Below are 25,174 nucleotides of genomic sequence, written 5' to 3' on the forward strand. Positions count from 1 at the left end.
TCCACGCTCGGTCGGGCGGCGAGTCATGCTTCCAGCCGCGCTGTGCCCTGCTGGCGGGCTGGGTCACTTCTGACGCTCCTCCGCCTCGTCCAGGACCGCTGCGACAGCCTTGGCGAAGACCTCGCCAAGGACGACGGGGACGGCGTTGCCCAGCTGGCGCATCTTCTCTCCGCGCGGGCCCATGAGCTCCCAGGTGTCGGGAAAGGTCATGACGCGAGCGGTCTCTCGGACTGTCATATACCGGTGCGCGTACCTGACGCCGCCCTCAGCGGTCTCGTCCTCCACCAAGTCGTCAAGCAGCATGACCGACTCGCCACCTGGTACTCCATGCACGCCGGCCTTGACCGTCTTCGCAGGGCGGTCGAGCTCGTTCGGGGTGTGACCGTCATAGATACGGGCTCCGGGCCAGCCGATGTGCTCCGTGAATCCGCCAAGCAGGTGCTCGGTGCGATCGAGATCCTCGACCTCAGGCAGGGGCTTGTTCTCGCCGATGCCCGCGATCGCGTCCCGGAGGGTGTACCAGGGCAAGCGTCCGTCGTCCTCGGGCATGTCCTTCGGGAGGCGGGCCATGACTCGCTCGCGCACGTGTTCCGGAACGGCACGCTTCGGGTCGGCTGAGTGCCGAACCCAGTAGCTGCCGTCCTTCATGGATCGGATGAGCGCCTTGTCGGAGTGTGTCGGCTGCACGAGCTTTTCGAAGAGCTTCTTGTCGACGGCCAGGTCGCGGCGGAACGCGACAAGGATCACGCGGTTTCTGATTTGAGGCACCCCGTAGTCCGCCGCGTTCACCTCCATCATGACGACCTCGTACCGCTTCTTCAGGTCGTCCGGCTCCGCCTTCAGGCGCTCCAGCAGGTACTCGTCGTGCTGCTGCCAGTCGGTACCTTCGCCGCGCTCCTCAAACGGGAGCTCCAACTCGCGTTGGATGTAGTCGAAGTAGGGCTTGAAGGACGGCCTGAGCAAGCCTCGAACGTTCTCGCAGATGACGGCCTTCGGCTGGATCTCGCGAACAGCTCTGAACATCTGCGGGAACATGTTCCGCTTATCCTCGTCGCCCTTGGCGACGCCGCCGAGGCTGAACGGCTGGCAAGGAGGGCCACCGGCGAGTACATCGACCTTGCCTGCCAGGTAGCTCAAATCGAGCTCCTGAACATCGCCAGCCACGAGGGGAACCTTCTCGTGGGGTCCGGGGGCTTGGGTGGGCTTCTGATCGTCTGGGAGTCGGTCGGCCCCGTTGGCCTCAAGCGTCTCGCAGGCCCGCTTGGCGAACTCGTTGAAGAGCAGGGGGCGGAAACCCGCGCGATGCACGGCCATGGCTAGGCCGCCGGCGCCGGCGAAGAGTTCGACACCCGTGCGATCTTTCTTGGATCCTTCTTGCAGCTCAGCCATTCCAAAAGCATACCGCGGAGTTGGCGATCTTCAAGCCATTTTGAGACGAAGATTCGTCCGCGTCTACAGGCCGCCGATAGGGTTTCCGAGATCACGTTGACCAAAGGAGTGGGCGAATGGCGCCGGTAGTGGGGTCCGACGATGGGACGCAGTACCACAAGGACTTCACCCTGAGCATCACCAAGGCGCTCGGAGACCAGCTGGCGGACGCGCTCGACGGGATGGGCAGGGTTCCCCTCCACGAGGAGAACATCGCCCGGCTCAAGGAGAAGCCCGGGGTCTACCAGCTCTACCTGAACGACGAGTTCGTTTACGTCGGGAAGGCCGATAAGTCGTTGCCGGCCCGCCTACGCAACCACCTGAGCAAGATCTCGGGGCGCCGAAGGATCTCGCTGGACGAAGTGGCCTTCTCCTGTCTGTATGTGGCGGAGGACTTCTCCGCTCTGGCCCCGGAGCGGTTGCTCATCAGCCACCACAAGGAGATGGGCAACATCCCTTGGAACAACAACGGCTTTGGCAACAAGGATCCCGGGCGCCAGCGGGACAGCACGGTCCTCAAGCAGAACCACTTCGACGTAGAGTTCCCCATCGACCTTGACCGACCGGTCGAGGGCCTGACGCCGGGCGAGATCACCCTGCAGGAGCTCTTGGAGAAGGTCAAGGCCGGCCTCCCGTACAACTTCCGGTACGGGAAGTCCGCAGCGTTCAAGACCCGCCGCGTATCCATCCCCGCAGCGGAGATGACAGCGGACCAGGTCTTCCGACTGATCGCCGTCGAGATACCGGACAGGTGGCAGGTCGCGGCGCTCATGGGTTACGTGATCATGTACGACGACAGTCCCATGTCTTACAGGAGCGCCTGGCGCTACTACCGCGACGGTCAGTCAATCGATGCGATGCCCGAAGCGGAGCCGGCAGGGGACGTCGAGGTCGATGAGTCCGGAGCGGACGATTGATCGACTGGGGTAATTGACGCGCCCCCATAGGCGTCAGGGTGTGGCCGGAATAGCGTTCTGTGGTGGTGGAGTCCGCCTTCGGTCTTAGATGTAGACACGCTCGGAGAGCCCGAATTGGCGTGAGGTTGGAAGAGTATATTCGTCAATCTCGCGATCAAGCAGTCCACGCGCGAAGCTAGAGAGAGTTCGGGGTTCCCTCATAACGGGAATACCTTCGTCCCGAAACCCAGTTGCGTTGCGATTGGGGCACTCGTGGACCCCGGCCGGTCTACGGACGGAGCCCGCCTTCACCTGTCGGATCTCCGCGCCCCGTTACGTAGGCGACAGGGAGCTCCAGGCGCGAATCCAGGGCTCATTCGAGAGGGTGGCCGGCGAGTTAGTAGGCGCCTGGCCAGGCCCCGCAGGCCCACAAGCCTTGCTGAATTCGCCGGAAGAACGCCGGTCCTGTAGGTGGCGGTCCTGGGTGAACCTCTGCCGGGCCCCGTCACTATGATCTTCGGACCACGGTCAACGCATGACCTGACTAGATGGGAGAGCCTGTGACGACGCCCTACGAGCCCAGCTACTTCGATCCCCTGTCGACTGATCGACTGACTAATATCATCTGCGAGGTCTTCGAGTATCAGCCCCTCGTGCCCATGACGCTTGAGATGGAGAAATTCGGCGGCTCTGGGCTTTACGCGATCTATTACCGCGGGGCTTCGATTGAGCTCTATGCACCGCTCAAGAATTATGAGATGCCGGTGTATGTGGGTCAAGCGGTCTCAAATAACAGCACTACGGGCAAAGGTGTTAAATCCAGAACTCCGCTGCATGGGCGAATGTCGCAGCATCGGCGATCTGTCGGTGATGCCGGACTCCCTCTTGGTGAGTTTTTCTTCCGCGCCTTGCGTATGCCTGATGTGCACGCCAACCTTGGCGAGAAGGGATTGATTCGCGGCTATCGGCCGGCGTGGAACGCGATCCTCAGCGGCTTCGGCAGCAATGAACAGGGGAGCGCGACTCGGGCTAGCGCCAAGAGTAAATGGGACACAATTCACGATGGCAGAAAGCGCACCTACGGTAGCGAGCCACACGATCGGGCAAAGCTCGTGACGGAGGTCGAGCAGCACATCCTCGAACGTATAGCGGCCTACGACGACCTCCCATGGCGTCGTGCCAGCACCAACGTGTAGTGACATCGGGTGTCACTCACTCTTGCGAAGCGCCACCAGTCTTCAGATAGCGGCGGCGTCCAGCAGAAGCTGGTCTCGAAGCTTCGGTGAAGCCGTAGTCGACGTCGATCTTTGGGTCAGCCCGGTAGCGTGCCGACAGTGCGGAGCACCCTTCTCTCATTCAGTCCCTTGCGTGAGCGGTGCGTGAGCGGACTGGGTGGCACGGGGTGGATTGGGCGGCACGTGGGTTGCGGGACGTAGGTGTCTGACCTGGGGAAACGGGATTCTGTGGCACCGCCCCGCACCAGGTGGGATGATCTTGTGGGGCCTCGTAATGCGTAGGTCTCGGGTTCGAATCCCGAAGGCGGCTCTGTAGAAGCCCCAGGACTCACTCGCCGTGACCTGGGGCTTTTGCTATTCACCGGATCTTGCGCCGCCGCCGCGCACGGGCCGCCCGGTTGCTCTCGCTCCCAGTCCTGGTCTCAGACACCGGATGGGGGCCAGGCATGAACGCCACACCCATCCGGCGCATCGCCTCCCGCGAGAGCTCCGATCGCCCCTTCACGTACCGCCGCGTCTGGCTGATCTGCGTGCCGACCGACCGGCCTCACGCACATCGGCATCCGTGCTGCGCCGCAACACGAAGATCCGCAGCAAGGACAGCAGACTCGGACCACACAACGCGTCGGCGCTTGGCTTCCCAGGTGGGGTCTTCGGGTGAGGGCCGGGTGGTCATGTGTGGCTCACTTCGTGACGTGGTGGCACTGGCTGAACCGGCGCACGTCGTTGATGTCGAGGTGTCGGCTGTTGATACGAACTCCTCTTGTGTGCCCGGAGGTTCTGCCCAGGGTGGTAGTCCACTACGAAGAGTGATCAACGGATGGGTGTGCTGACCACCCGTAACCGTCGTGCTGGGTCAGGGGGTGGGGGTGGGGGTTGCAGTGGTGGGGGTGAAGCGGACTGTGCTGAGGATGCGCATGATGAGGGAGTCGGGGATGGTGCCGGGGACGTTGGTGCGGCCGTAGAAGTCCCAGGCGGCGAAGGCGCCTTCGGAGTTCTTGAAGCCGAAGACGATCGCCTGGCCGTCGCCGGCGCAGCGGTTGGGTTGTTTGGCGCCCTCGGAGCGGGCTTTGACGTAGGTGCCCTTGAGGCCGAACTTCGTCGTGTACTCCACGGGCTTGTCCCACTTCACGACGCTCTTGTCGGGCTGGGTGAAGGCGGCGTAGACCCAGGTCGGGGCGTTCTTCTCGGCGATCTCGGTGGTGTCCTTGGCGCCCTCGGCGCCCTTGGTGCCGACGCTGCCGAGCGGGAAGTCGGAGACCGTGCCGTCGCCGTTGGCGTCGATGCTGCACCACTCGGACTTGTAGAAGGCGGGCGCCGTGTGTCCGATGAGGATCTTGTCCGGGTCCTTGTCGTCCGCGTGGCCGCTGAAGACGTCGGGCGAGAGGACCTCCCAGTCCGGCGGGACGTCGAACGAGGTGCCGTACTTGGGGTTGGTCACCGTCTTCCAGCCCGCGACGAGCGGTTTCGAGGGGTCCGGAGGGCCGTTCTGGTCGTCCCTGGTCATGATGACGGCGGTCACCGCGGCGATGGCACCGACAGCCATCAGTGCCGTGAGCGCCGGCATGAGCCGACTGGTGCGCTTCCGCGGGGGCTGCGGCGGTTGCGGGGGTTGCGGAGGCTGGTGGAGGGGCGGCTGGTACAGGGCGCCCGACTGGTTCGGCTGCTGGTATGGGTTCTGCACGTGCCCCTCCTGGGGTTGCGGGACGCTACTTGCCGAACGAGAGGACCGCGCGGCTCTTCTTCTTCGGCTCCGGGCCGTAGACCCGGCCGTTGACCAGGAACAGCCGTCCGCCCGCCCAGGTCGTGCGGATGCTGTGGGAGAAGAAGACGCTCGCGGCTCCGGCCGACACGGCCGGGCTCTGCAGGACGGGCTGCGAGGAGCCGTCCGCCGGGGCCAGGGAGACGACCGAGCCCGCCGCGCCGCTGCCGGGGGAGACGTACACGAGGACCCGGCCCTCCTCGATCGCCAGCGGCCACACGGCGCGGCCCTTGGGCTGCTCCGCGGTGCGCCACCGCTCCTTGCCCGTGTTCAGGTCGACGGCGACGACCTGGTTGGTGTCCTCGGTGTCGAGGGTGGTGGCGGGCTTGCCCGCGCCGACGTAGAGGGTGTCGGCGTCGGCCACGGCGGCGTAGCACTCCTGGAACCCGCCCGCGTTGCCGAAGCCGTTGCACCGGCCGCTGACCCCGAACCCGGCCGCGGTCTGCGAGCGGACCTTGCCGTCGGCCGCGAACGCCGTGATGTTCCAGGTCTTGCGGTCCTCGTGGTGCGCGGTGACCACCAGCGGGTCCACGGAGAGCACCCGGCCGACGGTCCAGCCCTTGTCGTACTTGTAGCTCCACTTGGAGGCGCCCGTGGCCGGATCCAGTTCCTCGACCATCGCCTGCCCGCGTGCGGTGGCGTCCTTCGGGTCGAAGCAGTTGCGCAGGCCGATCAGCCGGGATCCCCCGGCGAACCCGGAAGGAGTGCAGCCCTCCGTCTTCGACGTGCCGAAGAGCTTCCTGCCGTCGGTGACCGAGAAGCCGCTCATGACCGCCGACCGGGCGAGGGCCACGGTGTCGCCGCTGATCGCGATCTCGAACTCCGACGAGGAGTCGTACGCGTTCTCCGCCGGCACCGCCACCTTCCATCCGGCCTTGCCCGTGGCGAGGTCGATCAGCTGGAGGTGCGTGCAGTGCGAGCTGTCCGAGGTGCTCTCCTTCAGCCCGACGACCAGTTTTCCGTCCGCGGTCGGGGTCCGCGGAACCGCGCACAGCCGGGTCGGGAGCGGGATCTTCCACTTGTCCTGGCCGTCGGCCGCCCCGTAGGCCGTGAGCTCGGTGGCGATCGCCTTGACCACCACGTCGCCCACCCGCCACGGGCCGTACTGGGAGGTCCCCGAGCCGGCGACCTCGATCTCGTTGTCGCGCAGCCAGACCTTGGCCTCACCGGGCTGGATGCCGGCGTTGGGGTCGTAGGTGTCGGGGCCGACGCCGGGGCCCTTGCCGTCGCCCTTGTCGATCGAGGGCGAGGCCGAGGGCTTGGCATCGGACGGCTCGCCGCGGCCGCCGCCGGCCGCGAGGTACACGCCGCCGCCGACGGTGAGCAGGACGGCCACGGCCAGCGCCGTCAGGACGGCCGGCCGCCCCTTGAACCCGCCCTTGAACCCGCCCGTGAACCCGCTCTTGAACCGGCCGTCGCGGCCGGCGACCGCGGTGCCGCCGCCCCCCGCGGTGCCGCCCGGCGCCGGGACCGGCTGTGGCTGTGGCTGTGGCGGCGTCGCCGGGGGCTGTGGCTGCGCCGGTGGCTGTGCCTCCGCGGACGGCTGCGGCCCCGGCTGCGGTTCGAACGGTTCGGGCGGGGGTCCGAAGCCGCCGCGCCACTGCTCATCGCTCATGGGGAGAGTGTGGCCGGTTCAGGACCCTTTCTAGAATAGATTTTTAGACTACTTCGCGGATTCCCTTCGGGTCGCCCGGCCGGGGGCGCAGGGCTACGTTGGATGGTGTGGGCTCCTGTCCCGGCGTGCGAGGAGGCCCGGTATGACTACGCATCGGCGCAGGTCAGCAGCCGTGGCGGCGGTAGCGGCCGGCCTCCTGGCACTGCCCGTCGCGGCCGGGGCCGGACCGGCGGCGGCGTACGCGCGGGACATGACGGCGTACGCGCGGGACGCGGCACCGCCCGCGCCCGCTCCGGCGGCGACCGTCCCGGTTCCGTCCCCCACCCCCGTCTCCGACGAGTTCCCGCGGCTGAGCCCCGCCGTGGCCCGGCAGTTGGACGACGCCATCCGCAAGGTCATGACCGAGGCGAAGGTGCCCGGGGTGATCGTGGCCCTGTCGGCGCCGGGCAAGGGCGAGTACGTACGGGCCTTCGGCGTCGCCGACAAGGCGACGGGCGCGCCGATGACCCCCGGCCTGAACATGCGGATCGGCAGCGAGACGAAGACCTTCACCGTGACCGCCCTGCTGCAGCTGGTGGACGACGGCAAGGTCGGGCTGGACGACCCGATCGGCAAGTACGTCGCGGGGGTCCCGAACGGTGACCGCATCACCCTGCGCCAGCTGGCCGAGATGCGCAGCGGGCTGTTCAACTACTCCGAGGACGAGGATTTCTTCAAGGCGCTGACCAGCGATCCCCGGCGGCCCTTCACTCCGCAGGAACTGCTCGCGTACTCCTTCAAGCACCCGGTGCTCTTCGAGCCGGGCGCGAAGTTCTACTACGACAACACCAACCTGATCCTCCTCGGGCTGGTGGTGGAGAAGGTCAGCGGGATCCCTCTCGCCGACTACATCAACCGGGAGGTCGTCAAACCGGCCGGGCTGAAGCACACGCTGTTCCCGACGGGCGCGGAGTTCCCCGAACCGCACGCCCAGGGCTACACGGACCAGACGGCCACCGGCAAGACCGCGAACTCCACCGACTGGAACCCCTCCTGGGGCTGGGCGGCCGGCGCGATGATCTCCGACCTCACCGACCTGCGGAGCTGGGCGAAGACCCTGGCGACCGGGACCCTGCTGACCCCCGCCACCCAGGCCGAGCGGCTGAAGGTGATCGACGCGCTCCCGGGCGCCGGCTACGGCCTGGGCATCTTCAACATCCACGGCTGGATCGGGCACAACGGCTCACTGCCCGGATACCAGTCGCTGACCGTGTACCTGCCGCAGGCGCAGGCCACGCTGGTCGTGCTGCTCAACACCGACATCGCGTACCAGGGCAGCGAGCCCAGCACCCTGTTCGGCCGGGCGATCACCGAGATCGTGACCCCCGAGCACGTCTTCACCCTGCCCGCCCAGCCCGTCACCGGGCACTGAACGGGCGCCCTGTCGACCCGACGGGCTGCCCCGCGACCGCTGGTGCGGATCCGCACCGCGCGTGCACCATGGTCACGGCGCGCGAGACACCCTCCAGGGAGATGTGAGACGTACATGAGCGGTCAGGCAGCAGCACGGCAGGACATCCAGCCCCCGCAGGGGGAGGGTTCGGCGGCGGGCGCCGGCGCGGTGGCCGTACGGGCCGCCGGCGAGGCGGACATCGACACGGCGGCCGCGCTGTTCCGCGGCTACCTCGACTTCTACGAGGTGGACGTCGAAGACCCGGACGGCCCGCGGGCCTTCCTCGCCGAGCGGATCGCGAAGGACGAGTCGCTCGTCCTGCTCGCCGAGGTCCCCGGGCTCGGCACGGTCGGCTTCGCACAGGTCTACCGCGCCTTCTCGTCCCTCTCCCTGAGCACCGCCTGGGTGCTCAACGACCTCTACGTCGCCCCCGCCGGCCGCCGCACCGGCGCCGGCCGGGCGTTGCTGCGCGAGGTGCTGCGCCGGGCCCGCGAGGCCGGGGTGTCCGGCGTACAGCTGGAGACCGCGTACGACAACACGGTCGCGCAGGGGCTGTACGAGGCGGAGGGCTTCGTCCGTGAGGAGTTCCACGTGTACTTCCACGACCTGGGATGACGACCTGGCATGACCGACTCCGGCCGCGGGATGAAACATTCCCGCACGGTCGCTGCGTCAATGGGGTGAGACGGACGCGAGGGGGAACGAATGCGGCACGGTCGCAGAGACGGGTTCCGTGAGTTCGCGGCGGGCCGGTCGGGCCATCTGTACCGGTCGGCCTGTCTGCTGGCGAGCGGGGACACCCATCTCGCGGAGGACCTGGTGCAGGAGACCCTGGGCCGGATGTACCTGCACTGGGGGCGGATCTCCCGTATCGACAATCCGGCGGCCTACGCGCAGACGGTGCTGGTACGGGCCTTCCTCACGCACCAGCGCCGCCGGTCGGCGGGGGAGCGCCCGGTCGGGGAGTTCCCCGACGCGGGTGCGCCGGCCGCCGCGGCCGGTGGCGCCGCCGATCCGGAGCTGCGGCTGACGCTGCTGGAGGCGCTGGGGCGGCTGGCTCCCAAGGACCGGGCGGTACTGGTGCTGCGGTATTGGGAGGACCGCAGCGTCGAGGAGACCGCGGACGCGATGAACGCCAGCTCGGCGGCGGTCCGCACCCGGACCTCGCGGGCGCTGGCCCGGCTGCGGGAGCAACTGGGCGGGAGCCTCACCGCGTTCGCGGACCTCTGAGGGCGCCGGTCCGGCCGGGCGGGGCCGGACCGGGCCCCCGCGTCCCCGCGTCTCGTTCCCTTCTCTTTCCTCACCCCACCCTTGAAACGGAAGGTCTACTTCCTCATGCCCTTCGAAGATGAACTCGGCGTAGCCCTCCGGCGTGCGGGGGACGGTTTCACGGCCGACCGGGACGCCCTCGCGGAAGCCGGCGAACAGCGTGGCCGACGGCTGGTGGTGCGCCGCCGGGCCGCCCTGGCCGGCGGATCGGTGGTGGCCCTGGCCCTGATCGCGGCGGCGGGCGCCTACTCCGGCGGCCTCCTCGACGACACCGGAGGCAACACCTCCGTCTACGTCGCGGCGCCGCCGACCCCGCACGGCGACGACAAGGGGCCGCGGGCCGGCTCCGGCAGCGTCACGGCCGAGCAGATGATCGCGAACCTGCGGGCGCTCCTGCCCGACGGGCGGCTGACCGGGCCGGTGGGGCGGGGCACGGAGGACCAGATGCCGGCGGCCTCCGGCGTGTACGACGACGGGAAGGGCAAGGCCGCCGTCAGCATCAGCCTCAGCCGGGTGGACCCGGCCGGCAGCCAGGCCCGCGGGGGGACCGAGTGCGGGGACAAGAACCTGGAGCAGTACGACTACTGCCGGACCGAGCAGTTGGCGGACGGCTCGACGGTAATGCTCCACAAGGGGTACGAGTACACGGACCGGCGGGAGGACACGAAGGTCTGGCGGGCCGTGCGCGTGACCCCGCAGGGGTTCATGATCGAGGCGAACGAGTGGAACGCCCCCGCCGAGAAGGGCGCGGCCGTCTCCCGGACCAACCCGCCCCTGCCCATCGACCAGTTGAAGTCCGTGGCCACCTCGGAGATCTGGTACCCGGCGCTGAACGACCTGCCGGCGGTCGAACCGGAGGCGCAGCCGGGAGCCGAGCCCGCGACGGGGGCGGAGATCCGGACCGGGTCGCCGACCGCGCTGCGGGACCGGCCGGCCGTGGAAGCACTGGAAGACCTGCTGGCCGGGGCGGGGATCAAGACCCCGGTCAGCTCCCAGGGCGGGGAGGGCCGCTACGGCTACGTCGTGTTCGACGACGGCAAGGGAAAGTCCCTGCTCCAGCTCAACGTGAGCGACAACAAGGGCGACTCCGCCGGCTCCGGCCACGCCGGCTTCGCGGGCCCCAACCTGCCCCCGCTGCCGGACGGCACCCTGGTACGGGTCACGCAGGGCCCCGGCGAGAAGGGCCGGGGCGTGACCGAGTGGAAGGTGGACACGATCCGCACGGACGGGCTGCGGGTGGTGGTCTCCGCCTTCAACACCGCAGACCAGAGCGGCACGTCCACCCGCAAGGAGCCCGCGCTGACGCTCGACCAGCTGAAGACGCTCGCGCTCGCCCCGGGGTGGAACCGGACCCGGAACTAGACCCGGAACCAGCCCCGGAACCAGACCCTGCGACGCGGGCCCGGGCCGGTCGCTATTTGGCGTCGGCGTAGCACTCCACGACCGCCGTGGTGAACGGGAACCGGACCGGGGTGTCGCCGAAGGCGATCCGGCCGGCCCGGTCGCCGGCGGCGCGGATCGCCTCCACGACGGCCTCGGCCTCCTCGGCCGGGCAGTGCACGATCACCTCGTCGTGCTGGAAGAACACCAGCTCGGCACGCATCCCGGCGGTCGCCTGCCGCAGGGCCGCGAGCAGCAGCAGGGCCCAGTCGGCGGCGCTTCCCTGGACCACGAAGTTACGGGTGAACCGGCCGCGGGCCCGGGAGTTGGTGGAGGCGTAGCTCGGGGTCCAGCTGTCCCCGTCCCCGTCCTGGGGGATCCCGGCCTCGCCCCCGCCCGGGTCGCCGTCCCCGTCGTCGTCGCGGGCGGAGACGGGCGGCGGACACGTCCGGCCGAGCCAGGTCCGTACGAGCCGGCCCTCCTCGCCCGCCTTCGCGGCGTCGTCCACGTACGCGACGGCCCGCGGGAAGCGGCGGCGGAGCGCGGCCAGGTTCTTCAGGCCGTCCCCGGAGGTCTGGCCGTAGACGGCGCCGAGGACGGCGATCTTGGCCTTGTCCCGGTCGCCGGAGAAGCCCTGCCGGGAGACGGCGGTGTAGAGGTCCTCCGGCCGCCCCGCCACCTCCATGAAGGCGGGGTCGCGGGAGATCGCGGCGAGCACGCGCGGTTCCATCTGGTCGGCGTCGGCCACGACGAGCCGCCAGCCGGGGTCGGCGACCACGGCCCGGCGGATCACCTTGGGGATCTGCAGGGCGCCGCCGCCGTTGGTGACCCAGCGGCCGGTCAGGGTGCCGCCGGGGATGAACTCCGGGCGGAAGCGGCCGTCGTGCACCCAGTCCGCGAGCCAGCTCCAGCCGTGGGCGGTGTAGATCCGGTACAGCTTCTTGTACGCGAGCAACGGCTCCACGGCGGGGTGGTCCAGCTCCTGGATCTCCCACCGGCGGGTGGACTTGAGCTTGATCCCGGCCTCGGCGAAGGCCTTGATGACGTCGGCCGGCAGCTCGGGGCGCACCCGCCTGCCGAAGGCGGCCGAGACGCGGTCGGCCAGCTCGGCGAGGCGCCGGGGCTCGCCGCCGCCCGCGTACCGCTCGCCGAGCAGTTCGGTCAGCAGGGCGCGGTGCACGTCGGCCCGCCAGGGCAGGCCCGCGCGGTTCATCTCGGCGGCGACGAGGAAGGCCGCGGACTCGGCGGCGGTGAGCAGCCGCATCCGGTCGGGGTGGGCGGTGGCGCCGAGCCGTTTCGCCTGGTCGGCGTGGACGGCGAGGAGCGCGTCCAGGGCGACGGGGGTCGGCTGCGGCTCGAAGAGGGAGTCCTGGGTGCGGGGCTCGGCGGCGCGCGGGCGCGGATCGGGCGGTACGGGGGCGTTGGTGAGGCGGGCCCAGGCGGCGGCCGCCGAGCGGGGCTCGCCGAAGCGGCCCTCGTGGCCGAGGAGCAGCAGCTCGGCGTCCTCGATGTCGTGGCAGCGCTCGACGCGGGCGCCGGCCGCGAGCAGGCGGGGGTACACGGCGGCGGTGGACCGCCAGACCCAGCGGGTGCCGGGCGGGGCGGCGCGGACCGCGTCGGCGGGGTCGCGGACGCGGAGCCGGGTCCCCTCCGCGGGGGGTACGGGGGCCGCGTGCCACCAGCCGTCGGCGGCCTCGGCGAGGGCCCAGCGGGGGGTGGGGTCGCGGTCGCTCATGGGTGCGAGTGTCCCACCGGGGTCTGACAGGGGTGGGGCGGCCGGGCCGGGGCCGGGGCTGCCGGGCCGGGCCGAGGATGCCGGGCCGGGCGCGGCGACGCTGCCCCCGGGCCCCCGCGCCTCAAACGCCGGCGGGGCTGGGCTGGGGACATGCCAAGCTGGGAGGTGTGAGAGACCTTGCCGCTGCCGTTGATCGGGCCTTTGCCGCCGCCCTCTATGCCCAGGACGATGCCGGGCTGGACACCGGGGCCTCGTTGCTCGTTGCCGATCAGGGGCAGTGGGGCGGGGTCGGGCGGGAGTTGCTGGCGCGCGGGGAGGCGTACGTACGGCAGGGGTGGGAGCGTGGGTGGCAGCCGGCGGACGTGCTGCGGCTGGTCCGGCGGGACCTCGACGAGCGGCACCTGCGGATCACCGGGGACCTGATCGCCGCCGAGGCGCGCCGCTACGCGCGGCTTCCCGAGCGGTGGACCGACGCCGAGGTGTGGTGGACGGGCGACGACGCGTACGCCGACCAGCTCGCGCAGCGGGAGCGGGCGGACCGGTTCACGCTGGCCACCGCCTTCCTGGAGGTCCTGCGGCTGCTGATCCGGCTGCCCTCCATCGAACCGGTGGGTCCGGTTCCCGGAGATCCGGCCGCCGACGCCCTGGAGCACGCGCACATCGAGCCGCGCATGCTGGGCCGGATCCGGGCGCTGCTCGCCAAGGCCGAGGCGACCACCTTCCCGGAGGAGGCGGAGGCGCTCAGTGCCAAGGCCCAGGAGCTGATGGCCCGGCACACCGTCGACGAGGCGCTGCTCGCGGCGAGCGGCAAGGGACCGGCCCAGGTGCCGGGGGCCTGCCGGATCGGCGTGGAGCCGCCGTACGAGGAGGCGAAGGCGGTGCTGCTCGACGCGGTGGCCACCGCCAACCGCTGCCGGGCGGTGTGGAACAGCGGCTTCGAGTTCTCCACGGTGGTCGGCTTCGAGAGCGACCTGGAGGCGGTCGAGCTGCTGTACACCTCGCTGCTCGTCCAGGGCACGGCGGCGATGACCCGCGCCGAGGCCGCGCAGCGTTCGGGCGGGCGCAAGCGGACGAAGACCTTCCGGCAGTCCTTCCTGCTCGCCTACGCCAGCCGGCTCGGCCACCGGCTCGCCGAGACGGCCGAACACGCGGCGAGCGAGGCCCCGGACAACCTCCCCGCGCTCGTGGCGCGGGACGTCGCCGTCACCTCGCGGGCGGACGAGATGTTCCCCCGCACCACGACCACCCGGCTGCGCGGCGCCACCGACCACGCGGGCTGGGAGGACGGCACGGCCGCCGCCGACCGCGCCCACATGGGCGGCAGGCGCAAGCCGCTGCCCCGCTAGGCCCTGTCCGGGCGGCAGGGCGGCAGGGCGTCAGGGCCTCGGGTCGTCCTCCGCCCGCAGCGCCCGGGCCTCCGACTTCAGGATGCGCACCGATCTGCCCAGCGAGCGGGCCATGTCGGGCAGCCTCTTGGAACCGAACACCAGCAGGCAGACCACGAGGACGATCAGCAGGTGCCAGGGCTGGACGGCGTTGTGGAACACAGGCGTTCCCCTTTCGGACGATCGGCCCATGGAACAGGCAGACAGGCGGTCCGGACAAATCTGAAGAAGTCCTGAAAGCCGTCACCTTTGGCGCCATGAGCCGCCCCGGAGCCGCAGGCGCTGCGCGGGGCCGCCGAGCAGCCGCCGGACTCGCCGGACGAGGTGTCGGGGGCCCTCCGGCCGTGAGAACGGACCTGTCTGTGATCAACGGACCACCCCGCGTGCACGTGCATCTGCCCGTGCAGGAGCCATTGAACACAGCTATGATCCGGAGGAGTTGACATCTGCACTATCGGGGGCTTCCTGTGGACCACGCGTACAACGGGATGGCAGCTGCAGAACTCGCTTCCTTGTTTGAGCTGACGTGGCAGAAGAGCAGACACAGCAACTCGCAGGGTTCCTGCGTGGAGTTCGCGAGGCTGCCGGGCGGCGACGTCGCCATGCGCAATTCGCGCTTTCCGGACGGACCGGCGCTCGTCTACACGCCGGCCGAGATAGAGGCCCTGCTCCTGGGCGTCAAGGACGGCGAGTTCGATCACTTGATCGGCTGACGGAACGGCGCATTCATCAAGCCATGCACGTGCACTGGCCGGGACCGATCGCAGTGATCGATCCCGGCCAGTTGTCTTGTGTCCGTGCCTTGTGCCGCGCCCGACGCCTCCCGGGCCGGCGGGTCAGTCCTGGAGCAGGAACAGCGCCCAGACCACCTTGCCGGTGAGCCGCCCCGCGAGCGGGTGCCAGCCCCAGCTGTCGCTGTACGAGTCCACGAGGAACAGCCCGCGCCCGGACTCCAGGTCGAAGTTCTCCTCCGTGCGCTCCGGTGAGAAGGCCCCGCCGGGCCGGTCCTCGCTGGGGTCGCGCACCGCGCACACCAGCCGGGTGCTCCACCGCATCAGGTGCAGCCGTACCGGAGGCTCCGGCTCGGCGTCCGCGCACCGCGCGTCCTCGGGCAGGGCATGGCGCAGCGCGTTGGTGACGAGCTCGGAGACGACGAGGGCCACATCGTCGAAGCGGTCGTCGAGGCCCCACTGGGAGAGCGTCGACCGGGTGAAAGTGCGCGCGCCCCGCACCGCGTCGAACCGTGCGGGCAGAGCGCAGGAGGCGGACCCGGAGACAGCCGTGGGGTCGACCGGGGGAAGCCCCTGCCGTAACGGCTCGAGCATGGTCGATCCATTCGTCCCCATGCGAGGCACTCCCGGGATTCGCGGACGAAGCGGCGGCTTTGTCCAAAGAGAACTGCGGGGTGGGTCCGGCGCCGGCGCGAAGAGCACGCAGGTGCGCGGGGACCATCGTTCCGAATGCGTGAGCCGGATGCAAGGGCAGATGCACGTGCACGCGCCGGACCTGTCCACTCCCGTGACGGTTCTTGCTCATTTCTTCCTACGCATACTTACGGACTTCTTTTCCCGGAGGCGGGATTCCGTTACAGAACGAGTACGGGCCGATGCGTTTTGGTGGCAGACTGCGGGCCCTGGGGTACGGGGGCCCCGCGACGCACGCGCACACCACGCGCACGCCAATGCGATGGGGAGGGCAGTACTAGTGACCGCAGAAGCAAGCGGTTCTGTGGTGCGCCGCATCCTCCTGGGCTCCCAGCTCAGGCGACTCCGAGAATCCCGCGGCATCACCCGTGAGGCGGCCGGCTACTCGATCCGCGCATCCGAATCGAAGATCAGCCGCTTGGAGTTGGGAAGGGTGAGCTTCAAGGCACGGGACGTAGAGGACCTCCTGACGCTCTACGGGGTCACGGACACCACGGAGCGCGAGTCCCTGCTGGGATTGGTGCGCGAGGCCAACGCGACGGGCTGGTGGCACAGTTACGGCGACGTGCTGCCGGGCTGGTTCCAGACGTACATCGGCCTGGAGGGTGCCGCCTCGCTCATCCGGATCTACGAGGTCCAGTTCGTCCACGGCCTGCTGCAGACGGAGGCCTACGCCCACGCCGTCGTCAGCCGCGGCATGCCGGGTGCCACCGCCGCCGAGATCGACCGCCGCGTGGCCCTGCGCCTGGAGCGGCAGAAGGTCCTCGTCTCCGAGAACGCCCCGGTCTTCCACGCCGTCCTCGACGAGGCCGCGCTGCGCCGCCCGTACGGCGACCGCGACGTCATGCGCGGCCAGCTGGAGCACCTCATCGAGGTCTCCCAGCGGCCCAACGTGCAGCTCCAGGTGATGCCCTTCTCCTTCGGCGGCCACGCGGGCGAGAGCGGAGCCTTCACCCTGCTGCGCTTTCCCGAGTCCGACCTCCAGGACATCGTCTATCTGGAACAGCTCACCAGTGCCCTCTACCTGGACAAAGACGAGGAAGTGGGCCAGTACGGGCGGGCGATGGAGCGGCTCCAGGCCGACTGCCCCGATCCCGACCGGACCAGGGATCTTCTCCGTGGCCTGCTTCAACTGTCTTGATTCGCACGTAGTATGACGTCTGATCAGTGCATGATGACCGATCGGTCTCCGGTGCAGCGCACGGGTGCGCGCTCGCAGTAAGGGATGGCATGTCCATATTCAGCGACCTGGCTCACCAGTACATCGACGGCGAATGGCTGGCCGGTACCGGTTCGTGGGACATCATCGACGTCAACCCGTACAACGGGGAGAAGCTCGCGGCCATCACCGTGGCCACCGTCGAGCAGGTGGACCAGGCCTACCGCGGCGCCGAGCGCGCCCAGGCGGAGTGGGCGGCCACGAGCCCGTACATCAGACGCGCGGTCCTGGAGCGCGCCCTTCGGATCACCGAGGAGCGCGAGAAGGAGATCGTCGAGGCGATGATCGACGAGCTCGGCGGGACCCGTCCCAAGGCCGAGTACGAGGTGTACCTCGCCAAGGAGTTCATCCGCGAGTCGATCCAGCTGGCCGTCCGGCCCGAGGGCAGGATCCTCGCCTCGCCCGTCGAGGGCAAGGAGAACCGCGTCCAGCGGCTCCCCGTCGGCGTCGTCACCGTGATCAGCCCCTTCAACTTCCCCTTCCTGGTGACCCTGAAGTCGATCGCCCCGGCCCTGGCGCTGGGCAACGCGGTCGTCATCAAACCGAACCAGAACGCCCCGGTCGTCGGCGGCGGGCTCATCGCCAAGATCTTCGAGGACGCGGGACTGCCGGCCGGTCTGCTGAACGTCCTGGTCACCGACATAGCCGAGATAGGCGACGCGCTCCTGACCCACCCCGTCCCCAAGGTCATCTCCTTCGCGGGGTCGGACCGGGTCGGCCGGCACGTCGGGGCGGTCGCCGCCCGCCACTTCAAGCGCACGGTCCTGGAGCTCAGCGGCAACAGCGCGCTCGTCGTCCTCGACGACGCCGACCTCGACTACGCGGTGGACGCGGCCGTCTTCAGCCGCTTCGTCTACCAGGGCCAGGTCTGCATGGCCGCCAACCGCATCCTCGTGGACTCCTCCGTCGCCGAGGAGTTCACGGAGAAGTTCGTCGCCCGCGTGCGCGGCCTGAAGACCGGCGACCCGCACGAGGCCGACACCCACATCGGCCCGCTGATCAACTCCTTCCAGGCCGACGCCCTGACCGCACTCGTGGACCAGGCCGTGGAATCCGGCGCCGAGGCACTCGTACGGGGGTCTACGCGCGGCAACCTCGTCGAACCGACGGTGCTCGCCGGGCTCCCCGAGGACTCCCCGCTGCTGGGCCAGGAGATCTTCGGCCCGGTGGCCCTCCTCGTGGTCTTCGACGGCGAGGACGAGGCCGTACGGCTGACCAACGCGACCCCGTACGGCCTGAGCGGCGCCGTCCACACCCGGGACGTGGAGCGGGGCGTCCGCTTCGCGCAGCGCATCGAGACGGGCATGATGCACGTCAACGACTCCACGATCGGGGACGAACCGCTGGCCGCATTCGGCGGTGAGAAAGCCTCCGGCCTGGGCAGACTCAACGGCGAGGCCACCGTCGAGGCCTTCACCACCCAAAAGTGGATCTCGGTGCAGCACGGGCGGAGCCGCTTCCCGTTCTAGACTCAGCCGGGCGTACGGCATGCGTCCGGGGGAGATCAGCGTTGAGCAACATACCGGAGACCGGCCGGACCCCTCGGGTCCAGAACCGGCTCGTCGTCATCCAGATCGTGGTCTTCTCGCTGCTGCTCACCCTGGGCGGGCGGCTCTGGTACCTCCAGATACGCAATGGCCAGGAGTACACGGACGAGGCGAAGAACAACCACGTCCAGCAGGTGGTCCAGCCCGCCGTGCGCGGCTCGATCCTCGACTCGCGCGGGGTCCCGCTCGCCGACAACGCCACCCACCTCGTGGTCTCCGCCAGCCGCACCGAGCTGCTGACCATGAAGGACAGGGGCAAGTCCGTGCTGACCCGGCTCGCCGGGGTCCTCGGCATGGACGCCCAGGAGGTCGTCGACAAGGTCCGGCTGTGCGACTCCAAGACGAAGCAGCCCTGCTGGAACGGATCCCCGTACCAGCCGATCCCGGTCAGTGACGAGGCGACCACCGAACAGGCCCTGCAGATCCGCGAGCACCCCGAGGACTTCCCGGGCATCACCGCCGAGGCGACCGCCCTGCGGCGCTACGCGGCCCCGGACGAGGCCAACACCTCCCAGGTGCTGGGCTACCTCTCGCCGGTCACCGACGAGGAGATCGCCAAGGCCAAGAAGTCGGACTCGCCGTACCTGCGCTCGGACCAGGTGGGCCGCTCCGGCCTGGAGCGCACGTACGACAAGGAGCTGCGCGGGAAGGCGGGCATCACCCGCTACGAGGTGGACAACCTCGGCCGGGTCATCGGGCAGGGCGAGACCGACCCGGCGCAGCCCGGCTCGAACATCGTGACCTCGATCGACTCGCGGGTGCAGGCGGTGGCCGAGCGCGAGCTGAACAACGCGATGATCGAGGCGCGCAAGACGTACGACAAGAACACCCGCAGGAACTACGAGGCCGACTCGGGGGCAGTCGTGGTGATGGAGACCAAGACGGGCCGCATCGTCGCGATGGCCTCGAACCCGACCTACGACCCGAACGCCTGGGTGGGCGGGATCTCCGCCAAGGACTACGCCGGCCTCACCGACAAGGAGTCCAACTATCCGCTGCTGAACCGGGCCATCCAGGGCCAGGCGGCGCCGGGCTCCATCTTCAAGGTGGTCACCTCGACCGCCGCGGTCAACGCCGGGTACCCGTTCAACAACCGCTACCCCTGCCCCAGCTCCTACTCGGTCGGCAGCCAGACCTTCACGAACTTCGAGTCGCAGGGCCACGGTGACATCACCATCGGCCGGGCCCTGGAGGTCTCCTGCGACACGGTCTACTACGCCCTCGCGGACCAGGAGTGGAAGAAGGACGGCGGCATCAAGCCGAAGAAGGACCCGAACGACTGGTTCCTCAAGACCGCGCACGAGTTCGGGCTGGGCAAGCGCACCGGCATCGACCTGCCGAACGAGGTGCCCGGCCGGGTCCCCGACCGCAAGTGGAAGCAGGACTTCTTCGAGGCGAACAAGGACGCCTGGTGCCGGGACGGCAAGAAGAACGGCAGCTTCGCCGAGAAGATCGCCTACGAGAACTGCCGGCAGGGCAACCAGATGCGCGAGGGCGACGCCATCAACTACTCGATCGGCCAGGGCGACACCCTCGTCACCCCGGTCCAGATGGCGTCCGTCTACGCGGCCATCGCCAACGGCGGCACCCTCCACCAGCCCAGCGTCGGCAAGGCGATCGTCAGCGCCGACGGGAAGTCGGTCCAGGAGATCGCGCCGAAGGAGCAGGGCAAGCTGCCGATGGACCGCAAGACCCGCGACAACATCGACGAGGCCCTCGCGGGCGTGGCCACCAACGGCAGCGCCGCCTGGCGCTTCGGCGGTTGGCCGCAGAAGCAGATCCCGATGCACGCCAAGACGGGTACGGCCGAGGTCCAGGGCAAGCAGACCACCTCGTGGTTCGCCTCCTACACCGAGGACTACGCGATCGTCATGACGATCTCCCAGGGCGGCACCGGATCGGGTGCCTCGGGACCGGCGGTCCGCAGCATCTACGAGGCGATGTACGGGCTGGACCCGACGGGCCGGCAGGACCTCTCCAAGGCCCTGCTCCCGGAGCCCGCCGGCGCGCTGCCCGCGATCCGGCCGGACGGGGAGATTTCCCCGAACTGAGGGGGATCTAGGACAGGAGCTGACCTGAAGGCTCCGTAGCGTGTGAGGTGTCGGGGGGAGGGCCCCCGGCACCCCACACGAAGAGGCGGTCCGGTCATGGCCCAGATTTCCACCGAGGTGCTCGGCGACGAGCGCGGCACGCTCCTCTCCTTCGTCGAGGCCCAGCGGGCCGCGCTGCGCGAGGCGGCGCAGGGACTGACCGAGGAGCAGGCGGCGAGCCGCCCCAGCGTCAGCGAGCTCTCCCTGTCGGGGCTGCTCAAGCACGCCGCGGACTGCGAGCTGAACTGGCTGCGGCTGGCCCGGCAGGCTCCGGACCAGGGGGAGCGCAGCGAGGAGAGCTGGGGCGAGGCCTTCCGGCTGGTCGAGGGCGAGACCATGCCGGGCGTCCTGGCCTTCTGGGACGGGGTGGTGAAGGAGACGGAGGCCTTCATCGCGGCCGTGCCCAGCCTCGACGACACCTTCCCGCTCCCGCCGGCGCCCTGGTTCCCCAAGGACGCCAAGGTCTCGATGCGCTGGATGCTCCTGCACCTGGTGGAGGAGTTCGCCCGGCACGCGGGCCACGCGGACATCATCCGGGAGTCCCTGGACGGCACCCGCGCCATGGGCTGAGGGCCCGGCCACTAGCCTGGCCGCATGTCAGCGATCAGGCTTCTCGTCCTCGGCGCGGTCCGCCAGCACGGGCGGGCGCACGGGTACCAGGTGCGCAACGACCTGGAGTACTGGGGCGCCCACGAGTGGTCCAACACCAAGCCCGGCTCGATCTACCACGCGCTCAAGCAGATGGCGAAGCAGGGCGTCCTGCTCGCCCACGAGGTGGCGCCGAGCGCGGCGGGCGGTCCGCCGCGCACGGAGTACGAGGTGACGGACGCGGGCCGTGAGGAGTACTTCAAGCTGCTCCGCGAGGCCCTGGCGGCGTTCGACCAGAAGACGGACCTCCTCTCGGCGGCGATCGGCTTCATGGTCGACCTGCCCCGGGCGGAGGTGCTGGCCCTGCTGGGGGAGCGGCTGGCGAAGCTGGCGGCCTGGCGGACGTCGGTGACGGACTACTACACGCCCGAGGAAGGCCCCCAGGCGCTGGGGCACATCGGCGAGATCATGCACCGCTGGGTCCATTCCGCGGACGCCGAGGCGGAGTGGACCCGTGGGCTGATCGCCCGGATCGAGGCGGGCGCGTACTCCTTCGCGGGCGAGGGCGGCGACCCCTTCGTGGGGGTCCTGGCGGACGGCCAGGAGAACCCCTACGCCTGAGCACGTCTAATCAAGTTTGACTAGCCCGGTTTCGGGCAGTACCTTGGCGCCCCCTGCTACTCAAATTTGACTAATAAGCGGAACCGAGGAGTTGGAAGCGCGTTGGCGATCTTCGTCGAAGGTGTCCACAAGCGGTACGCGGACCGGCCCGCCCTGGCCGGGCTGAACCTGGAGGTGACACGCGGCACGGTGCACGCCGTGCTCGGCCCCAACGGAGCCGGGAAGACCACGGCGGTCCGCATCATGAGCACCCTGCTCCGCCACGACGAGGGCGTGGTCCGGGTGGCCGGCCACGACGTACGGAAGGACCCGGCGGCCGTCCGCGCCCGGATCGGCCTGCTCGGCCAGCACGCGGCGCTCGACGAGGAACTGTCCGGGCGGCAGAACCTGGAGATGTTCGGCCGCCTCCACCACCTGGGCGCGCGCCGGGCCGGGCAGCGGGCCGACGCGCTGCTGGACCGCTTCGACCTCGCGGACACCGGCCGCAAGCCGGTGAAGCAGTACAGCGGCGGCATGCGGCGCCGGCTCGACCTCGCGGCGTCCCTGATCACCGAACCCGAGGTGCTCTTCCTCGACGAGCCGACCACCGGGCTCGACCCGCGCGGCCGCGCCGAGGTGTGGAGCGCGGTCCGCTCCCTGGTGGGCGGCGGCACGACGGTCCTGCTGACCACGCAGTACCTGGAGGAGGCCGACCAGCTGGCCGACCGCATCGCGCTGATCGACGCCGGGCGGGTGGCGGCCGAGGGCACGGCCGACGAGCTGAAGTCCCGCGTCGGGCCGGACCGGATCGTCGTCGTCCTGCGGGACGCGGCGCGCCTCGCGCAGGCGGCGGCGCTGCTGCCGGACCCGACCGTGGACCCGGACTCCCTCACCCTGGGCTTCCCGGTGGAGGACCGCATGGCGGGCCTGGCCCTGACCCTGCGCGCGCTGGAGGGGGCGGGGATCGAGGCGGCGGACCTCTCGGTGCGGCGGCCCACGCTCGACGAGGTCTTCCTCCACCTGACGGACCGTACGAACACCACGGAGGTGGCCGCATGACGCAGCACACGATGACCGCGGCGGGCTGGGTGGCCGTGGACTCCTGGACGATGACCCGGCGCGAGCTCGCGCACTGGGCGCGGCAGCCGGTGCAGATGGTCGTCGGACTCGTCTTCCCCGTGATGCTGCTGCTGATGTTCGGCTTCCTGGTCGGCGGCGGACGCGGGATCGACGGCGAGTACGTCGAGTTCCTCGTGCCCGGCCTGCTCGCGCTGACCATGGCCTTCGGGCTGGAGGCGACGATGACGGCGGTCACCCAGGACCTGGGCAAGGGGGTGATCGACCGGTTCCGTGCCATGCCGATGTCCTCCGCGGCGGTCCTGGTCGGCCGCAGCGCGGCGGACATGCTCCAGTCGGCCGTGGGGCTCGCGGTCCTGGCGGGCGTCGGCCTGCTGCTCGGCTGGCGCTGGCACGGCTCCCCGGCCGCCGCGCTGCTGGCCTTCGCCCTGCTCCTGCTGCTGCGCTTCGCGATGCTGTGGATCGGGATCTTCCTGGGCATGGTCGCGGGCCGGCCGGAGATGGTGCAGGCGGTGCAGATCCTCGTGTGGCCGGTGGGTTTCCTCTCCAACGCCTTCGCCACGCCGGAGGCCATGCCGGGCTGGCTGGGGACGGTGGTGGAATGGAACCCGATGTCGGCGACGGCCACGGCCGTCCGCGACCTGTTCGGCAACCCGGCGGCGGCCTCCCCGTCCTGGGCCGCCGACCATGCCGCCCTGCTCGCCGTCGGCTGGCCGGTGCTGCTGCTGGCGGTCTTCTTCCCGCTGGCGGTGGCGAGGTTCCGCGGCCTGAGCCGGTAGGCCCGGGGCGGGGACTTGCACCTCACGCCACGTGAGGAGCCACAGTGAAGGGCGTACCCAACCAGAGGAGAGGGGCGGGACGATGGGCTACTCCGTGGGCCAGGTCGCCGGATTCGCCGGAGTCACGGTGCGCACCCTGCACCACTACGACGAGATCGGTCTGCTCTCCCCGAGCGGCCGCAGCCACGCGGGTCACCGGCGGTACGACGACGCCGACCTGGACCGGCTGCAGCGGATCCTGTTCTACCGGGAGCTCGGCTTCCCCCTCGACGAGGTCGCGGTCCTGCTGGACGACCCGGAATCGGATCCGCGGGAGCATCTGCGCCGGCAGCACGCCCTGCTGACCGACCGGATCGCCCGGCTCCAGCAGATGGCCAAGGCCGTTGAGCACGCCATGGAGGCGAAGAAGATGGGCATCAACCTCACGCCCGAGGAGCGGTTCGAGGTCTTCGGGGACAAGGACCCCGAGCAGTACGCGCAGGAGGCGGAGCAGCGCTGGGGCGACACCGAGGCCTACGCGGAGTCGCAGCGGCGGGTCGCCACCTACACCAAGGACGACTGGCGGCGGATCCAGGACGAGACCGCCGGGTGGAGCGTCCGGTACGCGGCCCTGATGGACGCCGGCGAGCCCGCCGACGGCGAGGCGGCGATGGACCTGGCCGAGGAGCACCGCCGGCACATCGGCACCTGGTACTACGACTGCTCGTACGAGATCCACACGGGCCTCGGTGAGATGTACGTGGCGGACGAGCGGTTCAAGGAGTTCTACGATTCCATGAAGCCCGGTCTCGCCGAGCACCTGCGGGACGCGATCCTGGCGAACGCGGTGCGCAAGGTGTAAGCGGAACGTCACGCATCCGACCCCCTCCGGTACCTGGAACCGGGAGGGGGTCGTGTGCGTTGATAATTGAGACTGCCTTTACCTTCCTGTCCTTACCCTGCCCGCAACCGCCTGCTGCCCCCGGCACGCCCCCCGATCCAGGAGAGTCCGGAACCCGTGTACACGATTGCGCTCGGCCCTGAGTGGCTGTCCCCGGACTACCTGATCTCGCACTTCGGCCTGATCGGCATCCTGGTCATCGTCTTCGCCGAGTCGGGACTCTTCGCGTTCCTGCCCGGCGACTCCCTGCTGTTCACGGCGGGCCTGCTGGTCGCGGACGGGCAGTACATCAAGCAGCCGCTGTGGCTGGTCTGCACCCTGATCGTGGCCGCCGCGATCATCGGTGACCAGGTCGGCTACATGATCGGCAAGTTCTTCGGGCCGAAGATCTTCAACCGGCCGAAGTCCAAGCTCTTCAAGCGGGAGAACCTCGACAAGGCGCACGAGTTCATGGACCGGCACGGTCCGAAGGCCATCGTGCTCGCCCGCTTCGTGCCGATCATCCGTACCTTCGCGCCGATGGTCGCCGGCGCCGGTTCGATGAAGTACCGCACCTTCCTCACGTACAACATCATCGGCGGCATCGGCTGGGGCGCGGGCGTCACGATGGCGGGGTACTGGCTCGGCCAGATCGAGTTCATCAAGACGAACGTCGAGCCGATCCTGGTGGCCATCGTCCTCATCTCGGTCATCCCGGTGATCTTCGAGGTGCTCAAGGCCCGCAAGGAGAACAAGGCGAACGCCGCCGAGGCGCAGCCCGAGGCCGCCGCAGTCGACGGCTCGGGCCCCCAGGCCCCGGGCACCCGCGGCCGCCACGCGAAGCGCTAGCCCAC

General features: G+C 69.7%; 22 protein-coding genes and 2 pseudogenes. 17 read left to right on the forward strand and 7 right to left on the reverse strand.

The annotated features are described in order from the left end of the window. Nucleotides 1-63: 63 nt before the first annotated feature. On the reverse strand, nt 64-1,389 hold the full coding sequence (locus ACFYZ4_RS29590) for a DNA cytosine methyltransferase (protein ID WP_390785290.1): 1,326 nt from the start codon (nt 1,387-1,389) through the stop codon (nt 64-66). Between the two features lie 116 nt (nt 1,390-1,505). On the opposite strand from ACFYZ4_RS29590, the gene ACFYZ4_RS29595 reads away from it, so the two are divergent. Together ACFYZ4_RS29595 and ACFYZ4_RS29600 are read left to right on the forward strand one after the other, a co-directional pair. Then, complete coding sequence (locus tag ACFYZ4_RS29595; protein ID WP_390785291.1) at nt 1,506-2,345, forward strand: GIY-YIG nuclease family protein; 840 nt, start codon at nt 1,506-1,508, stop codon at nt 2,343-2,345. A gap of 539 nt (nt 2,346-2,884) precedes the next feature. Next, nucleotides 2,885-3,520, forward strand: a complete 636-nt coding sequence (locus ACFYZ4_RS29600) for an Eco29kI family restriction endonuclease (RefSeq protein ID WP_390785292.1) — start codon at nt 2,885-2,887, stop codon at nt 3,518-3,520. Nucleotides 3,521-3,917: 397 nt separating this feature from the next. Here ACFYZ4_RS29600 and ACFYZ4_RS29605 read toward each other — a convergent pair. The 3 genes and pseudogenes from ACFYZ4_RS29605 to ACFYZ4_RS29615 form a co-directional block, all read right to left on the reverse strand. Then, nucleotides 3,918-4,091 (reverse strand): annotated as a pseudogene (locus ACFYZ4_RS29605) (integrase); the annotation flags it as partial. A gap of 324 nt (nt 4,092-4,415) precedes the next feature. Further along, the gene (locus ACFYZ4_RS29610; RefSeq protein ID WP_390785293.1) at nt 4,416-5,243 is read right to left on the reverse strand and encodes a hypothetical protein; all 828 of its coding nucleotides are present in this window, start codon (nt 5,241-5,243) and stop codon (nt 4,416-4,418) included. 25 nt (nt 5,244-5,268) lie between these two features. Then, nucleotides 5,269-6,936: a PQQ-binding-like beta-propeller repeat protein gene (locus tag ACFYZ4_RS29615; RefSeq protein ID WP_390785294.1), complete on the reverse strand. Its 1,668-nt coding sequence runs from the start codon at nt 6,934-6,936 to the stop codon at nt 5,269-5,271. 142 nt (nt 6,937-7,078) lie between these two features. Here ACFYZ4_RS29615 and ACFYZ4_RS29620 point away from each other — a divergent pair, with 142 nt between their 5' ends. The 4 genes from ACFYZ4_RS29620 to ACFYZ4_RS29635 all read left to right on the forward strand — a co-directional run bounded on the left by ACFYZ4_RS29620 (nt 7,079) and on the right by ACFYZ4_RS29635 (nt 10,999). Continuing rightward, the gene (locus ACFYZ4_RS29620; RefSeq protein WP_390785295.1) at nt 7,079-8,347 is read left to right on the forward strand and encodes a serine hydrolase domain-containing protein; all 1,269 of its coding nucleotides are present in this window, start codon (nt 7,079-7,081) and stop codon (nt 8,345-8,347) included. 114 nt (nt 8,348-8,461) lie between these two features. Continuing rightward, nucleotides 8,462-8,983 (forward strand): GNAT family N-acetyltransferase, encoded by a 522-nt coding sequence (locus ACFYZ4_RS29625; protein WP_390785296.1) that lies wholly within the window; start codon nt 8,462-8,464, stop codon nt 8,981-8,983. 90 nt (nt 8,984-9,073) lie between these two features. Next, complete coding sequence (locus tag ACFYZ4_RS29630) at nt 9,074-9,598, forward strand: SigE family RNA polymerase sigma factor (RefSeq protein WP_390785297.1); 525 nt, start codon at nt 9,074-9,076, stop codon at nt 9,596-9,598. 105 nt (nt 9,599-9,703) lie between these two features. Next, entirely contained in the window at nt 9,704-10,999 is a 1,296-nt protein-coding gene (locus ACFYZ4_RS29635; protein WP_390785298.1) for a hypothetical protein, read from the forward strand. A gap of 52 nt (nt 11,000-11,051) precedes the next feature. On the opposite strand, the gene ACFYZ4_RS29640 is transcribed toward ACFYZ4_RS29635, so the two are convergent. Continuing rightward, the gene (locus ACFYZ4_RS29640; RefSeq protein ID WP_384340855.1) at nt 11,052-12,752 is read right to left on the reverse strand and encodes a bifunctional 3'-5' exonuclease/DNA polymerase; all 1,701 of its coding nucleotides are present in this window, start codon (nt 12,750-12,752) and stop codon (nt 11,052-11,054) included. A 167-nt stretch (nt 12,753-12,919) separates the two neighbouring features. Here ACFYZ4_RS29640 and ACFYZ4_RS29645 point away from each other — a divergent pair, with 167 nt between their 5' ends. Next, the gene (locus ACFYZ4_RS29645) at nt 12,920-14,098 is read left to right on the forward strand and encodes a DUF2786 domain-containing protein (protein ID WP_351286427.1); all 1,179 of its coding nucleotides are present in this window, start codon (nt 12,920-12,922) and stop codon (nt 14,096-14,098) included. Nucleotides 14,099-14,128: 30 nt separating this feature from the next. On the opposite strand, the gene tatA is transcribed toward ACFYZ4_RS29645, so the two are convergent. Then, a complete protein-coding gene (tatA, locus tag ACFYZ4_RS29650) occupies nt 14,129-14,299 on the reverse strand; it encodes a Sec-independent protein translocase subunit TatA (protein WP_351286428.1) in 171 nt (56 codons plus the stop codon). Nucleotides 14,300-14,604: 305 nt separating this feature from the next. On the opposite strand from tatA, the gene ACFYZ4_RS29655 reads away from it, so the two are divergent. Next, nucleotides 14,605-14,850 carry a DUF397 domain-containing protein gene (locus tag ACFYZ4_RS29655; RefSeq protein ID WP_069920830.1) on the forward strand — a complete coding sequence of 82 codons (246 nt, stop codon included), beginning with the start codon at nt 14,605-14,607 and terminating at the stop codon, nt 14,848-14,850. Nucleotides 14,851-14,973: 123 nt separating this feature from the next. Here ACFYZ4_RS29655 and ACFYZ4_RS29660 read toward each other — a convergent pair whose 3' ends face one another. After that, on the reverse strand, nt 14,974-15,483 hold the full coding sequence (locus ACFYZ4_RS29660) for an ATP-binding protein (protein WP_351286429.1): 510 nt from the start codon (nt 15,481-15,483) through the stop codon (nt 14,974-14,976). 340 nt (nt 15,484-15,823) lie between these two features. Between ACFYZ4_RS29660 and ACFYZ4_RS29665 the strand changes: the two genes are divergently transcribed. From ACFYZ4_RS29665 to ACFYZ4_RS29705, 9 genes and pseudogenes are all read left to right on the forward strand, one after another. After that, nucleotides 15,824-16,702 carry a helix-turn-helix transcriptional regulator gene (locus tag ACFYZ4_RS29665; protein ID WP_351286430.1) on the forward strand — a complete coding sequence of 293 codons (879 nt, stop codon included), beginning with the start codon at nt 15,824-15,826 and terminating at the stop codon, nt 16,700-16,702. Nucleotides 16,703-16,791: 89 nt separating this feature from the next. Next, nucleotides 16,792-18,249 (forward strand): aldehyde dehydrogenase family protein, encoded by a 1,458-nt coding sequence (locus tag ACFYZ4_RS29670; RefSeq protein ID WP_351286431.1) that lies wholly within the window; start codon nt 16,792-16,794, stop codon nt 18,247-18,249. 41 nt (nt 18,250-18,290) lie between these two features. Further along, nucleotides 18,291-20,366: pseudogene (gene mrdA, locus ACFYZ4_RS29675) on the forward strand (penicillin-binding protein 2); the annotation flags it as partial. A 108-nt stretch (nt 20,367-20,474) separates the two neighbouring features. Beyond that, nucleotides 20,475-20,987, forward strand: coding sequence for a DinB family protein (locus ACFYZ4_RS29680; RefSeq protein ID WP_390785299.1), 513 nt, complete (start codon nt 20,475-20,477; stop codon nt 20,985-20,987). A 24-nt stretch (nt 20,988-21,011) separates the two neighbouring features. Beyond that, a complete protein-coding gene (locus ACFYZ4_RS29685) occupies nt 21,012-21,626 on the forward strand; it encodes a PadR family transcriptional regulator (protein WP_351286435.1) in 615 nt (204 codons plus the stop codon). A gap of 102 nt (nt 21,627-21,728) precedes the next feature. Beyond that, on the forward strand, nt 21,729-22,664 hold the full coding sequence (locus ACFYZ4_RS29690) for an ATP-binding cassette domain-containing protein (protein WP_390785300.1): 936 nt from the start codon (nt 21,729-21,731) through the stop codon (nt 22,662-22,664). After that, complete coding sequence (locus ACFYZ4_RS29695) at nt 22,661-23,461, forward strand: ABC transporter permease (RefSeq protein WP_390785301.1); 801 nt, start codon at nt 22,661-22,663, stop codon at nt 23,459-23,461. Before ACFYZ4_RS29690 ends, ACFYZ4_RS29695 begins: the two co-directional genes overlap by 4 nt. A gap of 82 nt (nt 23,462-23,543) precedes the next feature. Then, nucleotides 23,544-24,302: a MerR family transcriptional regulator gene (locus ACFYZ4_RS29700; protein WP_390785302.1), complete on the forward strand. Its 759-nt coding sequence runs from the start codon at nt 23,544-23,546 to the stop codon at nt 24,300-24,302. 156 nt (nt 24,303-24,458) lie between these two features. Beyond that, a complete protein-coding gene (locus tag ACFYZ4_RS29705) occupies nt 24,459-25,169 on the forward strand; it encodes a DedA family protein (RefSeq protein WP_390785303.1) in 711 nt (236 codons plus the stop codon). The last annotated feature ends 5 nt before the right edge of the window (nt 25,170-25,174 follow it).

It is taken from the genome of Streptomyces sp. NPDC001513 (genome assembly GCF_042894695.1).
In the GTDB taxonomy this organism is placed as follows: domain Bacteria; phylum Actinomycetota; class Actinomycetes; order Streptomycetales; family Streptomycetaceae; genus Streptomyces.

Bases quoted from the DNA above. Each gene is read 5' to 3' on its own strand.
- ACFYZ4_RS29590 (WP_390785290.1), bottom strand. From the start codon at position 1,389: ATGGCTGAGCTGCAAGAAGGATCCAAGAAAGATCGCACGGGTGTCGAA.
- ACFYZ4_RS29595 (WP_390785291.1), top strand. From the start codon at position 1,506: ATGGCGCCGGTAGTGGGGTCCGACGATGGGACGCAGTACCACAAGGAC.
- ACFYZ4_RS29615 (WP_390785294.1), bottom strand. From the start codon at position 6,936: ATGAGCGATGAGCAGTGGCGCGGCGGCTTCGGACCCCCGCCCGAACCG.
- ACFYZ4_RS29620 (WP_390785295.1), top strand. From the start codon at position 7,079: ATGACTACGCATCGGCGCAGGTCAGCAGCCGTGGCGGCGGTAGCGGCC.
- ACFYZ4_RS29625 (WP_390785296.1), top strand. From the start codon at position 8,462: ATGAGCGGTCAGGCAGCAGCACGGCAGGACATCCAGCCCCCGCAGGGG.
- ACFYZ4_RS29630 (WP_390785297.1), top strand. From the start codon at position 9,074: ATGCGGCACGGTCGCAGAGACGGGTTCCGTGAGTTCGCGGCGGGCCGG.
- ACFYZ4_RS29635 (WP_390785298.1), top strand. From the start codon at position 9,704: ATGCCCTTCGAAGATGAACTCGGCGTAGCCCTCCGGCGTGCGGGGGAC.
- ACFYZ4_RS29640 (WP_384340855.1), bottom strand. From the start codon at position 12,752: ATGAGCGACCGCGACCCCACCCCCCGCTGGGCCCTCGCCGAGGCCGCC.
- ACFYZ4_RS29660 (WP_351286429.1), bottom strand. From the start codon at position 15,483: ATGGGGACGAATGGATCGACCATGCTCGAGCCGTTACGGCAGGGGCTT.
- ACFYZ4_RS29665 (WP_351286430.1), top strand. From the start codon at position 15,824: ATGGGGAGGGCAGTACTAGTGACCGCAGAAGCAAGCGGTTCTGTGGTG.
- ACFYZ4_RS29670 (WP_351286431.1), top strand. From the start codon at position 16,792: ATGTCCATATTCAGCGACCTGGCTCACCAGTACATCGACGGCGAATGG.
- ACFYZ4_RS29680 (WP_390785299.1), top strand. From the start codon at position 20,475: ATGGCCCAGATTTCCACCGAGGTGCTCGGCGACGAGCGCGGCACGCTC.
- ACFYZ4_RS29685 (WP_351286435.1), top strand. From the start codon at position 21,012: ATGTCAGCGATCAGGCTTCTCGTCCTCGGCGCGGTCCGCCAGCACGGG.
- ACFYZ4_RS29695 (WP_390785301.1), top strand. From the start codon at position 22,661: ATGACGCAGCACACGATGACCGCGGCGGGCTGGGTGGCCGTGGACTCC.
- ACFYZ4_RS29700 (WP_390785302.1), top strand. From the start codon at position 23,544: ATGGGCTACTCCGTGGGCCAGGTCGCCGGATTCGCCGGAGTCACGGTG.